Source organism: Vibrio gazogenes, assembly GCF_023920225.1.
Classification (GTDB): Bacteria; Pseudomonadota; Gammaproteobacteria; order Enterobacterales; family Vibrionaceae; genus Vibrio; species Vibrio gazogenes.
Window position 1 is genome coordinate 329,509 of the sequence record NZ_CP092587.1, and the last position, 13,052, is coordinate 342,560.

Genomic DNA, 13,052 nt, shown 5'->3' on the forward strand with positions numbered 1-13,052 from the left:
ATTCGGTGGTAGAATCCATTTTTAACCAGCAATCAGATTTGGAAAGATGGGAAATAACGTTGTCGTACTAGGCACCCAATGGGGTGATGAAGGTAAAGGGAAAATTGTTGATCTGCTTACTGAAGATGCAAAGTATGTTGTCCGTTATCAGGGCGGTCACAATGCAGGTCATACTCTGGTCATTGATGGTGAGAAAACCGTTCTCCATTTGATTCCATCCGGTATTCTCCGCGAACACGTAAAATGCATTATCGGAAATGGTGTTGTACTTTCTCCGGATGCACTTTTAAACGAAATGGAAGCGCTTGAAGCTCGAGGCATTCCTGTTCGCCAACGTCTTTCTATTTCTGAAGCTTGCCCGCTTATTTTACCTTACCATATTGCACTGGATCAGGCTCGCGAATCAGCTCGTGGCACAAAAGCTATCGGCACAACCGGACGTGGTATCGGTCCAGCTTATGAAGATAAAGTTGCGCGCCGTGGTTTACGTGTCGGAGACTTGTTTGATCGTACCACTTTCGCAGCTAAACTGCAGGAAGTCATGACGTATCATAACTTCCAGCTCGTTAACTTCTATAAAGTAGAACCCGTAAGTTACGATGAAGTTCTGGAGCAAGCCATGGGTTATGCTGACTTGCTCACTTCAATGGTCATTGATGTGACTGATGAACTGGATACGGCTCGTAAGCGCGGTGACAAAATCATGTTTGAAGGCGCGCAGGGAACACTGCTGGATATTGACCACGGGACTTATCCGTATGTTACCTCATCCAATACGACTGCAGGCGGTGTTGCTGCCGGTTCTGGTTTCGGTCCTCGTCATCTCGGGTATATTCTTGGTATTGCCAAAGCGTATTGTACTCGCGTTGGTGCCGGCCCTTTCCCGACTGAATTGAATGACGAAACGGGTGAGTATCTGGGAACCAAAGGACAAGAATTTGGTGCAACAACCGGACGTAAGCGTCGTTGTGGTTGGTTTGATGCCGTTGCGATGCGCCGTGCGATTCAAATCAACTCGATTACCGGTTTCTGTATGACGAAGCTTGATGTCTTAGATGGTTTGAAAGAAATCAAAATTTGTACCGGTTACCAAATGAAAGATGGTTCTATCGCCGAAGTTTCTCCAATGGCAGCTGATGCTTACGATCATGTGACCCCGATTTATGAAACAATGCCAGGTTGGCCTGAGAGTACATTTGGTGTCAAAAAGCTTGAAGATTTGCCTCAGGCTGCATTGAACTATGTTCAACGCATCGAAGAATTAACTGGTGTACCTGTCGATATCATCTCAACAGGCCCGGACCGGAATGAGACGATTATCAAAGTTCATCCGTTCAGTGTTGCGTAACGAATACGACTTCATTATCAGAGCCGGTCTTTCACGACCGGCTTTTTGCTTTTTTAGGGATTGTTATGTACAGTTGTGTAAAAAATCGACAGTAACTTTCTCCTAAAGTCATTTGTTCGTCTGCCGATACGGTATTTAAGCCCTAGTCAAAGTGGGTGATATTGTTAAGCGATCGTTCAAAAAAGAGTATGTATATGAGGCTACTAAGCGTAGCAGCTTCGTTGTTAATGATGATGTTGAGCGTTTCAGTCAATGCTACTGTCGCTGATGTCGGGCCGCCAGTCCAAATTTATTCCGAAGCTGAGTTAATTCAACTGATCAAACAGAATAAGCATCTGGAGCGAGTAAAGGCTGATAAGTGTCAGCTGGTTGAAGATATCGTTGCCCGGGCTACGCGGATCAATTTGCCATCGTATGAATTTTTGTATGGCGATATGTTGGCATGGGGCGTGTGTGTCGATCAGGACGCTGAACTGGGGCTCTATTATATGGAAGCCGCTGCCAGTCAGGGATTACCGACGGCGCTTGAGCAACTTGGTCGCTATTACGCTGAAGGTATGCTTGTTCAACAAGATCGTGAACGCGCAATTGTGTACCTGAGAGAAGCCTCCGCAATGGGTAATTTGAAAGCCCGTGTGAAATTGGCTGAATTATTACTGCGGGATTATGGTAGTCCGCTTGATTATGAAGATGCTTATCGATGGCTATATCATTCTGTTACAGCCGATACGAGGATGCACAAACGTATTGCGATGTTGCGTCAGGGACTTGAACAGCGTATGCCAGAGAATATTATTGCTCGTGCGAAAATGAGAGAGACGCTTTGGTAGCACTATATATTGATGTGTTCATTTCTGTTACAATTTATTGAAAACTTCCTTAGTTTAACCACCTGATTTTTGAAGAAATCACAACTTCCCGCTAATATATCTTCAATAAGCTATATTCATGCTTTCTGGATCGCCATTTAAAAATGGTTAATTCAGGCAGTATTTTAAGAGATTACCTTCTTCCTTAGGACGACTTATGTCTGACACTACTCAAAACGATCCATTTGCTGATCGTGAAGCAAATAATTATGACAACCCGATTCCCAGCCGCGAGTTTATTTTGGAATTTCTAGCTCAGGCAAATGTTCCGATGAATCGCAATGACCTGTTCGAAGTATTACAACTTTCAGGAGAAGAACAATACGAAGGGTTAAGACGACGTCTGAGAGCCATGGAAAGAGATGGGCAACTGGTCTTCACGCGTCGCCAGTGCTATGCACTGCCGGAAAAACTGGAAATGATTAAAGGGTATGTCATCGGCCATAAAGATGGGTACGGTTGGGTCAGACCGGAGGGAGTCCGAGGGAGAGATGAGGATATCTTACTGCCACATCATCAGATGAGAACGCTGATTCATGGGGATTATGTGCTGATTCAACCGAATGGCACTGATAAAAGAGGTCGGAAAGAAGGTCGGCTGGTCAGGATATTAGAAGAAAGAAACGGCCAGATTGTGGGTCGGTTCTTCTTTGAACATGGATATTCTTACGTCGTACCTGATGACTCTCGGATCAGTCATGATATTTTGATTCCCGATGAAGCGCGCGCCGGCGCCCGAATGGGCAATGTTGTTGTTATCGAGATTACCGACCGAGGTAGCCGCTCTCGTGGCATGATGGGTAAGGTGAGTGATGTCCTTGGTGAAAGTATGGCACCCGGTATGGAGACTCAGATTGCGATTCGAACCCATCAGATTCCTCACGAGTGGCCAGAAGCGGTCGAACAACAAGTGAAGCAGTTTAGTGAACACGTCCCAGAAGAAGCGAAACAGGGGCGGGTTGATTTGAGAACGCTGCCACTAGTCACGATTGATGGTGAAGATGCTCGAGACTTTGATGATGCTGTCTATTGTGAGGCGAAGAAGGGCGGTGGTTGGCGTCTCTGGGTTGCGATTGCCGATGTGAGTTACTATGTCAGAACCGATTCTGCGCTTGATAAAGAAGCGATCAATCGTGGTAATTCTGTCTACTTTCCGTCTCAGGTCGTGCCGATGCTACCGGAGATTTTGTCAAATGGCCTCTGTTCTCTCAATCCACAGGTTGATCGACTATGTATGGTCTGTGAGATGACCATATCCGCAACTGGGAGACTCTCGAGCTATAAACATTATGAAGCGGTGATGAACTCGCATGCGCGACTGACTTATAACAAAGTTGCTGCGATTTTAGCGGGTGACGAGGAGCTTCGGGAGCGTTATGAACCGTTAGTCCCCCATCTGGAAGAGTTATACAAGATGTATCAGGTTCTGAAAAGTGAGAGAGAGAACCGAGGTGCAATTGAATTTGAAACGGTAGAAACGAAGTTTATCTTTAATGCTGAGCGGAAAATTGATCGGATTGAGCCGTTAGTCCGGAATGACGCTCATAAGATCATCGAAGAGTGTATGATTCTAGCGAATATTGCATCAGCTTCTTTCGTTGAAAAATTGAAAGAACCTGCTTTATTCCGAATTCATGAAACGCCGGGAGAAGAGCGTTTGATGGGATTCCGAGATTTTCTCGGAGAGTTGGGACTGAATTTGACCGGTGGATTAGAGCCGACTCCGACAGATTATGCCATTTTAATGAAACAAGTCGCGAATCGCCCCGATCATGAACTGATCCAAACCATGCTACTTCGTTCGATGAAGCAAGCGGTATATAACCCTGATAACTGTGGTCACTTTGGGCTGGCTTTAAAGCGATACGCACATTTTACTTCCCCGATTCGGCGTTACCCGGATTTACTGTTACATCGGGCGATTAAATACTTGATTGCAAAACAGCAAGGTACAAATCAAGATCGTTGGACGCCGACTGGTGGCTATCACTATTCATTCGATGATATGAATTATTATGGTGAACAGTGTTCAATGACAGAGCGTCGCGCAGATGATGCAACACGGGAAGTATCCGACTGGCTGAAATGTGAATATATGCAAGATCATGTCGGTGAGGTGTTGGATGGCGTGATTGCGAATGTCACTGGGTTTGGATTTTTTGTGCGTTTGACTGAGTTACATATTGATGGCTTGGTGCATATTTCCAGCTTGGCAAATGATTACTACCAGTATGATCCGATTGGTCAACGTCTGATTGGTGAAAGTTTCGGACTGATTTACCGTTTAGGCGATGCTGTCAAAGTTAAAGTTCAGGCTGTAAACCTAGATGAACGCCATATTGACTTTGAATTAGTCGAGACAAGTCGTAAGCTACGCGGTGAAGGAAAAACAGCGAAGAAACGTGAAGCGGAAGCAAAACAAGGGAAAAAAGGATCGTCCCGACGGCGAGGAAAAGCGATACCGAATATTGAACCGGTGAAAAATCCTAATGATGAGAATGATCGGAATAAAACGGTCAAAAAGAAAAGCAAGGCTGAGAAAGTCCGTAAGAAAAAATCGCGTCTTCGTAAATCAAAATCAGCCAAGACTGACAAATGATAGGTAACAAATGAGTAATGAATTTATATATGGCATTCATGCGGTGAGTGCTGTGTTGGAGAAAACCCCGGATCGATTGATCGAAGTCTTTGTTTTGAAAGATCGACAAGACCGTCGTTTGCTTCCTGTGTTGAATGAGTTGCAAAGGCTCGGTATTTCAATTCAACAGATGAGCCGACAAGCGCTAGATAAAAAATCCCAAGGTGCAAGCCACCAAGGGATGATGGCAAAAGTGAAACCCGCCAAAACCTTGAATGAACATGATCTGGATGCACTTTTAACCGCAGTTGAACATCCGCTATTACTTGTTTTGGATGGTGTGACTGATCCGCATAATCTTGGGGCGTGTCTTAGAAATGCAGATGCCGCCGGTGTTACAGCCGTGATTGTTCCCAAAGATAAATCGGCACCACTGAATGCAACCGTGAGTAAAGTGGCTTGTGGTGCCGCTGAAAGTGTCCCTTTAGTCCGGGTGACCAATCTAGCTAGAACAATGAAGGCTTTACAGGAACAAGGGGTCTGGTTTGTTGGGACTGCCGGAGAAGCCACTCAAGATATTTTCCAGTCTAAACTGACAGGTTCGTTAGCCATTGTTATGGGTGCGGAAGGCGATGGGATGCGCCGCCTGACCAGAGAAACCTGTGATGCATTGGTTAAAATTCCGATGTCGGGAAGCGTGTCTAGTTTAAACGTATCAGTCGCGACCGGAATTTGTCTTTTTGAAGCGGTGAGACAGCGTTTATCACACTAAGCTTCTTCGGATGACCATCGGGCTCTGCAGAAATAACAGAGCCCGATTTTATTTTGATTATTTTTCCAGCGAACCTTGCATGTAACCATTCCATCTGTATAATACCCGCCACTGGTTAAGCCAGTTGTGAACCAATGAGCAGCAAGGAGCTGATACATCTTTTAGATTTATCAGGTAATGTATACTTAGCTTATGTTCGCAGTTAATATAAATTAGCTTAATAAAGTTGATCTAAATTAGCTGACAATGTTCCCAATTAGGGAGCTACGGTTTCACATGAATCAATCGACATTCTCTCACAATAAGTGGGCATGAGTGGCGATATTGTTTGTGTAATTTTTTGAATTTGGAGCTCTGTCTCATGCAGAACCAACGTATCCGAATCCGCCTAAAAGCTTTCGATTACAAATTAATCGACGCTTCTACTGCGGAAATCGTTGAAACAGCAAAGCGTACCGGCGCACAGGTTCGTGGTCCTATCCCACTACCTACTCGTAAAGAGCGTTTCACTGTTCTTATCTCTCCACACGTCAACAAAGATGCTCGTGACCAGTACGAAATCCGTACTCACAAACGTCTAATCGACATCGTTGAGCCAACAGACAAAACTGTTGACGCTCTGATGCGTCTCGATCTAGCTGCTGGCGTTGATGTACAAATCAGCCTAGGTTAAGGGGAGATTAGAAGAATGATTGGTCTAGTCGGACGTAAAGTGGGTATGACCCGCGTGTTTACCGAAGAAGGCGTTTCCATCCCAGTTACAGTTGTTGAGGTTGAAGCGAACCGTGTTGCTCAAGTTAAAACACTTGATAGTGACGGTTATACTGCAATCCAAGTAACTTCTGGTGCGAAAAAAGCCAACCGTGTATCTAAGCCAGAAGCTGGTCACTTCGCGAAAGCGGGTGTTGACGCTGGCCGCGGTCTTTGGGAATTCCGTTTAGAAAACGGAGAAGAGTTTTCAGTCGGTTCAGAATTGACTGTTGAACTTTTCAATGAAGTAAAAAAAGTAGACGTTACTGGTACATCTAAAGGTAAAGGTTTCCAAGGTGCTGTGAAGCGTTGGAACTTCCGTACTCAAGATATGACTCACGGTAACTCATTGTCGCATCGTGCTCCTGGTTCTATCGGTCAATGTCAGACTCCAGGTCGTGTATTCAAGGGCAAGAAAATGGCAGGTCACATGGGTGCTGAGCGTGTAACGACTCAAAACCTAGAGATCGTACGTGTCGACGCTGAGCGCAACCTGCTTCTGATTAAAGGTGCAGTCCCTGGTGCTATCGGTGGTGACGTGATCGTTAAACCAGCTGTTAAAGCATAACGTCTAGGAGTAAGTAATGGAATTGATGGTTAAAGGTGCTGACGCACTAACTGTTTCCGAAACTACTTTCGGACGTGAGTTCAACGAAGCTCTTGTACATCAAGTGGTTGTTGCTTATGCAGCAGGTGCTCGTCAAGGTACTCGTGCTCAAAAAACACGTTCAGAAGTTTCTGGCGGCGGCGCTAAACCATGGCGTCAAAAAGGTACTGGCCGTGCTCGTGCTGGTACAATCCGTAGCCCAATCTGGCGTACAGGTGGTGTTACTTTTGCTGCGAAACCACAAGATCACAGCCAAAAAGTAAACAAAAAAATGTACCGTGGCGCTATGAAGAGCATTCTTTCTGAGCTGGTTCGTCAAGAGCGTCTGATCGTTGTTGATGATTTCTCAGTTGAAGCTCCAAAAACTAAAGATCTGGTAGCTAAGCTTAAAGAACTTGAGCTTAACGATGTACTTATCGTTACTGGTGAAGTAGACGAGAATCTGTTCTTAGCTGCTCGTAACCTTTATAAAGTTGACGTACGTGACGCAGCGGGAATCGATCCTGTTAGCTTGATCGCGTTTGACAAGGTTCTTATGACTGCTTCTGCAGTTAAGCAAGTTGAGGAGATGCTGGCATGATTAGCGAAGAGCGTCTACTAAAAGTTCTGCGTGCTCCGCACATCTCTGAAAAAGCAACAATGGTTGCCGAGAAAGCAAACACTGTTGTTTTCAAAGTAGCGAAAGATGCAACGAAAAAAGAGATTAAAGCAGCCGTAGAAAAGCTATTTGAAGTTGAAGTTGAATCTGTAAATACCCTGATTACTAAGGGTAAGACTAAGCGTCAAGGTATGCGCCAAGGCCGTCGTAGCGACGTGAAAAAAGCGTATGTAACTTTGAAAGAAGGTCAGGATCTTGACTTCGTTGGCGGCGCGGAATAACAGGAGTAGTTGAAAAATGGCTATTGTTAAATGTAAGCCGACTTCGGCTGGTCGCCGTCACGTCGTTAAAGTTGTGAACAATGACCTGCATAAAGGTAAACCTTATGCGCCACTTTTAGAGAAAAACTCTAAAAACGGTGGTCGTAACAACAACGGTCGTATCACAGTACGTCATATCGGTGGTGGTCATAAGCAACACTATCGTTTGATTGATTTTAAACGTACTAAAGATGGCATTCCGGCAAAAGTTGAGCGTCTGGAATATGATCCAAACCGTAGTGCAAACATCGCTTTGGTTCTTTATGCAGATGGTGAACGTCGTTACATCATCGCACCAAAAGGTCTGCAAGCTGGTGATGTAATCCAGTCTGGAGTAGATGCGCCAATTAAAGCAGGTAACACTCTGCCGATGCGCAATATCCCAGTAGGTTCAACAGTTCACTGTGTTGAATTGAAACCAGGAAAAGGTGCACAACTTGCACGTTCTGCTGGTGCTTATGCACAAATCGTTGCTCGTGACGGTGCATACGCAACAATTCGTCTGCGTTCTGGTGAAATGCGTCGAGTTCCTTCCGAAGGTCGTGCAACGATTGGCGAAGTGGGTAACTCTGAACACATGCTTCGTGAACTTGGTAAAGCAGGTGCTACACGCTGGCGTGGTGTTCGTCCTACTGTTCGTGGTGTTGTGATGAACCCGGTTGATCACCCACACGGTGGTGGTGAAGGTCGCACATCTGGTGGTCGTCACCCTGTATCTCCTTGGGGTATGCCTACTAAGGGCTTCAAAACCCGTAAAAACAAACGCACCGACAAGTACATTGTACGTCGTCGTAATAAGTAATCTATTTAAGAGGATAAGCCATGCCACGTTCTCTCAAGAAAGGTCCATTTATTGACCTACACTTGCTGAAGAAGGTAGAGAAAGCGGTGGAAAGCGGAGACAAAAAGCCTATTAAGACTTGGTCCCGTCGTTCAATGATCATTCCATCAATGATTGGTTTGACCATCGCTGTCCATAATGGTCGTCAGCACGTCCCGGTTTTCGTAACTGATGAAATGATCGGTCACAAACTGGGTGAATTTGCACCAACACGTACTTATCGCGGTCATGCTGCAGATAAGAAAGCGAAGAAGAAGTAAGGAGTAGATGATGGAAGCTGTTGCTAAACATAACTTTGCTCGTATTTCTCCACAGAAAGCTCGCTTAGTTGCAGATTTGATCCGTGGTAAGTCTGTCGATCAGGCTCTGGAAATTCTGACTTTCAGCAACAAAAAAGCTGCTGACTTAGTTAAGAAAGTTCTTGAGTCAGCTATCGCAAACGCGGAGCATAACGAAGGTGCAGATATTGACGATCTAAACGTCGCAAAAATCTTCGTAGATGAGGGCCCTGTCATGAAGCGTATTATGCCTCGTGCCAAAGGCCGTGCGGACCGTATCTTGAAGCGTTCAAGCCACATTACTGTGGTTGTCGCAGATCGCTAAGAGACTAGGAGAGTAAGCAATGGGTCAGAAAGTACATCCAAATGGTATTCGTCTAGGCATCGTGAAGCCTTGGAATGCTACATGGTTTGCTAACACCAAAGAGTTCGCTGACAACCTAGACGGCGACTTCAAGGTACGTCAATTCCTCACTAAGGAATTGTCAAAAGCGTCTCTATCACGCATTGTTATCGAGCGTCCTGCGAAAAGTATCCGTGTGACTATCCACACGGCTCGTCCAGGTGTCGTTATCGGTAAGAAAGGTGAAGACGTCGAAAAACTTCGTACTGCGGTAGCGAAAATTGCAGGTGTACCAGCGCAAATCAATATCGCTGAAGTACGTAAGCCTGAGCTAGATGGCCAATTAGTGGCTGATAGCATCGCGTCTCAGCTAGAACGTCGTGTTATGTTCCGTCGCGCGATGAAGCGTGCAGTACAAAACGCAATGCGTCTAGGTGCTAAGGGTATCAAAGTAGAAGTAAGTGGTCGTTTAGGCGGCGCTGAAATCGCACGTTCTGAGTGGTATCGTGAAGGTCGTGTACCTCTACACACTCTTCGTGCAGACATTGAGTACGCAACTTCTTCGGCTCACACTCAGTATGGTGTGATTGGCGTTAAAGTATGGATCTTCAAAGGAGAAATCCTTGGTGGGATGCCAGCTGCAAATGCAAATACCGCTGAGCCTAAAGGTGATAAGCCTAAGAAACAGCGTAAAGGCCGTAAGTAAGGAGTCGACAGATGCTACAACCTAAACGTACAAAGTTCCGTAAGGTTCATACTGGTCGCAACCGTGGTCTAGCTAAAGGTACTGATGTTTCTTTCGGTACATTTGGTTTGAAAGCTGTCGGCCGTGGTCGTTTGACTGCTCGTCAGATCGAAGCGGCTCGTCGTGCGATGACACGTCACGTTAAGCGTCAAGGTAAAATCTGGATTCGTGTATTCCCAGATAAGCCTATCACAGAAAAACCACTTGAAGTTCGTCAAGGTAAGGGTAAAGGTAACGTTGAGTACTGGGTAGCCCAAATCCAACCTGGTAAGGTTATGTACGAAATGGACGGTGTACCTGAAGAATTGGCACGTGAAGCTTTTGCGCTTGCAGCTGCAAAACTTCCGTTCAAGACTACTTTCGTAACTAAGCAGGTGATGTGATGAAAGCACAAGATCTACGCGAAAAGAGCGCTGAAGAGCTGAATGCAGAGCTATTGAATTTGCTACGTGAACAGTTCAACTTGCGTATGCAAGCTGCGACTGGTCAACTGCAGCAGACTCATACTCTGAAAGCTGTACGCCGTGATATCGCACGTGTGAAAACTGTTTTGACTGAGAAGGCAGGCGCATAATGAGCGACAAAATTCGTACTCAACTCGGTCGTGTTGTTAGTGACAAGATGGATAAGTCTATCGTTGTTGTTATCGAACGTTTCGTAAAACATCCGATTTACGGTAAGTTCGTTAAACGCACGACTAAAATTCACGCACATGATGAAAACAACGAGTGTGGCCAAGGCGATACCGTTGAAATTCGTGAGTGTCGTCCATTGTCTAAGACTAAGTCTTGGACTTTGGTGAAAGTGGTAGAAAAAGCAAAAGTTTAACTTTTATTTTTCAATCAAGAAACGGCTCCAGTTATTTTTGGAGCCGTTTGTTTTTTGACTACCCAATCTGAAAAAAGGGTGTTACAATTCGCCTCCCTTTTTAAAGGCAGCCCGACCCGAGAGGGTCTAGTTTTAATATTTAGCGGAGCACTAACATGATCCAAATGCAAAGTATGCTGGACGCAGCTGATAACTCAGGCGCTCGCAGCGTAATGTGTATTAAGGTTCTGGGTGGCTCTCACCGTCGTTACGCACATATCGGCGACATCATCAAAGTTACCGTCAAAGAAGCAATTCCTCGCGGTAAAGTTAAAAAGGGTGATGTCCTGAAGGCGGTGGTAGTTCGCACCCGTAAAGGCGTACGTCGTCCAGACGGTTCTGTCATTCGCTTCGACCGTAACGCTTGTGTATTGTTGAATAACAATACTGAGCAACCAGTCGGTACACGTATCTTTGGTCCAGTGACTCGTGAGCTTCGTAATGCGAAGTTTATGAAGATTGTTTCACTGGCTCCAGAAGTATTGTAAGGGAGCGCAGAAGATGGCAGCTAAAATCCGTCGTAATGACGAAATCGTTGTTCTTGCCGGTAAAGACAAAGGCAAGAAAGGTAAAGTAACTAAGGTTCTTGGAACTGGTAAAGTTATTGTTGAAGGCATCAACCTTGTGAAAAAACATCAAAAGCCTGTACCGGCTATGGGTGTTCAAGGTGGAATCGTTGAACAAGAAGCAGCACTCGATGCTTCTAACGTTGCAATCTTCAATGCAGCTACTGGTAAAGCGGACCGTGTCGGTTTCCGTTTTGAAGACGGCAAAAAAGTCCGTTTCTTCAAATCTAACGGTGAAACCATTTCTAACTAATAGACGTAATTTGGAGTTCTACTATGGCGAAACTGCATGATTACTACAAGTCGTCTGTAGTCGCTGAACTGACCAAACAGTTCGGTTACACAAGCGTCATGCAAGTCCCTAGGATTGATAAAATCACCCTAAACATGGGCGTTGGTGAAGCTATCAACGATAAGAAACTGCTTGAGAATGCAGCAGCTGACATGGCGGCCATTTCTGGTCAAAAGCCTCTTGTCACAAAAGCTCGCAAATCTGTTGCAGGTTTCAAAATCCGTGAAGGCTACCCAATTGGTTGTAAAGTAACCTTGCGTGGCGAACGTATGTGGGATTTTTTGGAGCGTTTGATTTCTATCGCTCTACCACGTGTACGTGACTTCCGTGGTGTTAGCGCGAAATCTTTTGATGGTCGCGGTAACTATAGCATGGGCGTTCGCGAGCAAATCATCTTCCCGGAAATCGACTACGATAAAGTCGACCGTGTACGTGGTCTTGATGTAACAATCACGACTAGTGCGTCCACTGATGAGGAAGGCCGTGCTCTGCTGGCTGCCTTTAACTTCCCATTCCGCAAGTAAGGTGAAGGGTTACTGTTATGGCTAAACAATCAATGAAAGCACGTGAAGTAAAACGTGCAAAGCTTGTCGCTCAGTATGCTGAAAAGCGTGCTGCGTTAAAAGCTACTATCAGCGACGTAAACGTATCTGAAGAAGAACGTTGGGATGCTGTTCTGAAACTTCAAACACTTCCTCGTGATTCAAGTGCATCACGTCAGCGTAACCGTTGTAACCAAACTGGTCGTCCACATGGTTACCTACGTAAGTTCGGTTTAAGCCGTATTAAAGTTCGTGAAGCTTGCATGAAAGGCGAGATTCCTGGACTTCGTAAGGCTAGCTGGTAATTGCCACTTAATCATTTGGAGTAAAGTTTATGAGCATGCAAGATCCGATTTCGGATATGCTGACCCGTATTCGTAACGGTCAGGCAGCAAACAAAGTTGCTGTAAAAATGCCTTCTTCAAAGCTGAAAGTTGCAATTGCTGCACTTCTAAAAGCTGAAGGTTATATCGAAGATTTCGCTGTTGAAGGCGATGTAAAACCTGAACTGGAAGTTACGCTGAAATATTTTCAAGCGAAACCAGTTATCGAGCAAATCAAACGTGTTTCACGTCCTGGCCTGCGCGTCTATAAAAGAAAAGACGAGCTGCCATCTGTGATGGGCGGTTTGGGTGTTGCTGTTGTATCCACTTCCAAGGGTCTGATGTCAGACCGTGCTGCCCGTAAAGCAGGTCTTGGTGGTGAAATCATTTGCTACGTAGCTTAATTATAGGAG

General features: G+C 45.3%; 20 protein-coding genes. All 20 read left to right on the forward strand.

Features of this window, described 5'->3' with window-relative positions:
* Window positions 1-46 precede the first annotated feature (46 nt).
* Window positions 47-1,348, forward strand: coding sequence for an adenylosuccinate synthase (locus MKS89_RS01450; RefSeq protein ID WP_072959086.1), 1,302 nt, complete (start codon window positions 47-49; stop codon window positions 1,346-1,348).
* Window positions 1,349-1,542: 194 nt separating this feature from the next.
* Complete coding sequence (gene motX / locus MKS89_RS01455; RefSeq protein ID WP_072959083.1) at window positions 1,543-2,178, forward strand: flagellar protein MotX; 636 nt, start codon at window positions 1,543-1,545, stop codon at window positions 2,176-2,178.
* A gap of 196 nt (window positions 2,179-2,374) precedes the next feature.
* Window positions 2,375-4,816: a ribonuclease R gene (gene rnr, locus MKS89_RS01460; RefSeq protein ID WP_072959080.1), complete on the forward strand. Its 2,442-nt coding sequence runs from the start codon at window positions 2,375-2,377 to the stop codon at window positions 4,814-4,816.
* A gap of 10 nt (window positions 4,817-4,826) precedes the next feature.
* Window positions 4,827-5,567: a 23S rRNA (guanosine(2251)-2'-O)-methyltransferase RlmB gene (gene rlmB, locus MKS89_RS01465; RefSeq protein ID WP_072959077.1), complete on the forward strand. Its 741-nt coding sequence runs from the start codon at window positions 4,827-4,829 to the stop codon at window positions 5,565-5,567.
* A gap of 361 nt (window positions 5,568-5,928) precedes the next feature.
* Entirely contained in the window at window positions 5,929-6,240 is a 312-nt protein-coding gene (gene rpsJ / locus MKS89_RS01470) for a 30S ribosomal protein S10 (protein WP_001181007.1), read from the forward strand.
* Between the two features lie 15 nt (window positions 6,241-6,255).
* Window positions 6,256-6,885 (forward strand): 50S ribosomal protein L3, encoded by a 630-nt coding sequence (gene rplC / locus MKS89_RS01475; RefSeq protein WP_021019643.1) that lies wholly within the window; start codon window positions 6,256-6,258, stop codon window positions 6,883-6,885.
* Window positions 6,886-6,901: 16 nt separating this feature from the next.
* Window positions 6,902-7,504 carry a 50S ribosomal protein L4 gene (gene rplD / locus MKS89_RS01480; RefSeq protein WP_021019644.1) on the forward strand — a complete coding sequence of 201 codons (603 nt, stop codon included), beginning with the start codon at window positions 6,902-6,904 and terminating at the stop codon, window positions 7,502-7,504.
* Window positions 7,501-7,803, forward strand: a complete 303-nt coding sequence (gene rplW / locus MKS89_RS01485) for a 50S ribosomal protein L23 (RefSeq protein WP_021019645.1) — start codon at window positions 7,501-7,503, stop codon at window positions 7,801-7,803. Before rplD ends, rplW begins: the two co-directional genes overlap by 4 nt.
* 16 nt (window positions 7,804-7,819) lie before the next feature.
* Window positions 7,820-8,644, forward strand: a complete 825-nt coding sequence (rplB, locus tag MKS89_RS01490; protein ID WP_072959075.1) for a 50S ribosomal protein L2 — start codon at window positions 7,820-7,822, stop codon at window positions 8,642-8,644.
* Window positions 8,645-8,664: 20 nt separating this feature from the next.
* A complete protein-coding gene (gene rpsS / locus MKS89_RS01495; RefSeq protein ID WP_004398469.1) occupies window positions 8,665-8,943 on the forward strand; it encodes a 30S ribosomal protein S19 in 279 nt (92 codons plus the stop codon).
* A gap of 10 nt (window positions 8,944-8,953) precedes the next feature.
* A complete protein-coding gene (gene rplV, locus MKS89_RS01500; RefSeq protein WP_027694083.1) occupies window positions 8,954-9,286 on the forward strand; it encodes a 50S ribosomal protein L22 in 333 nt (110 codons plus the stop codon).
* A gap of 19 nt (window positions 9,287-9,305) precedes the next feature.
* Complete coding sequence (gene rpsC, locus MKS89_RS01505; protein WP_072959072.1) at window positions 9,306-10,010, forward strand: 30S ribosomal protein S3; 705 nt, start codon at window positions 9,306-9,308, stop codon at window positions 10,008-10,010.
* Window positions 10,011-10,021: 11 nt separating this feature from the next.
* Entirely contained in the window at window positions 10,022-10,432 is a 411-nt protein-coding gene (rplP, locus tag MKS89_RS01510) for a 50S ribosomal protein L16 (RefSeq protein WP_021019649.1), read from the forward strand.
* Window positions 10,432-10,623: a 50S ribosomal protein L29 gene (gene rpmC / locus MKS89_RS01515; protein WP_021019650.1), complete on the forward strand. Its 192-nt coding sequence runs from the start codon at window positions 10,432-10,434 to the stop codon at window positions 10,621-10,623. Before rplP ends, rpmC begins: the two co-directional genes overlap by 1 nt.
* The gene (rpsQ, locus tag MKS89_RS01520; RefSeq protein ID WP_021019651.1) at window positions 10,623-10,877 is read left to right on the forward strand and encodes a 30S ribosomal protein S17; all 255 of its coding nucleotides are present in this window, start codon (window positions 10,623-10,625) and stop codon (window positions 10,875-10,877) included. The genes rpmC and rpsQ overlap by 1 nt, the downstream gene beginning before the upstream one ends.
* A gap of 155 nt (window positions 10,878-11,032) precedes the next feature.
* On the forward strand, window positions 11,033-11,404 hold the full coding sequence (rplN, locus tag MKS89_RS01525) for a 50S ribosomal protein L14 (protein ID WP_021019652.1): 372 nt from the start codon (window positions 11,033-11,035) through the stop codon (window positions 11,402-11,404).
* 13 nt (window positions 11,405-11,417) lie between these two features.
* Complete coding sequence (gene rplX, locus MKS89_RS01530) at window positions 11,418-11,735, forward strand: 50S ribosomal protein L24 (RefSeq protein ID WP_021019653.1); 318 nt, start codon at window positions 11,418-11,420, stop codon at window positions 11,733-11,735.
* Between the two features lie 23 nt (window positions 11,736-11,758).
* The gene (gene rplE / locus MKS89_RS01535) at window positions 11,759-12,298 is read left to right on the forward strand and encodes a 50S ribosomal protein L5 (protein ID WP_021019654.1); all 540 of its coding nucleotides are present in this window, start codon (window positions 11,759-11,761) and stop codon (window positions 12,296-12,298) included.
* Between the two features lie 17 nt (window positions 12,299-12,315).
* Window positions 12,316-12,621 carry a 30S ribosomal protein S14 gene (gene rpsN / locus MKS89_RS01540; RefSeq protein WP_038179113.1) on the forward strand — a complete coding sequence of 102 codons (306 nt, stop codon included), beginning with the start codon at window positions 12,316-12,318 and terminating at the stop codon, window positions 12,619-12,621.
* A gap of 29 nt (window positions 12,622-12,650) precedes the next feature.
* Window positions 12,651-13,043 (forward strand): 30S ribosomal protein S8, encoded by a 393-nt coding sequence (rpsH, locus tag MKS89_RS01545; protein WP_021019656.1) that lies wholly within the window; start codon window positions 12,651-12,653, stop codon window positions 13,041-13,043.
* Window positions 13,044-13,052: the final 9 nt, after the last annotated feature.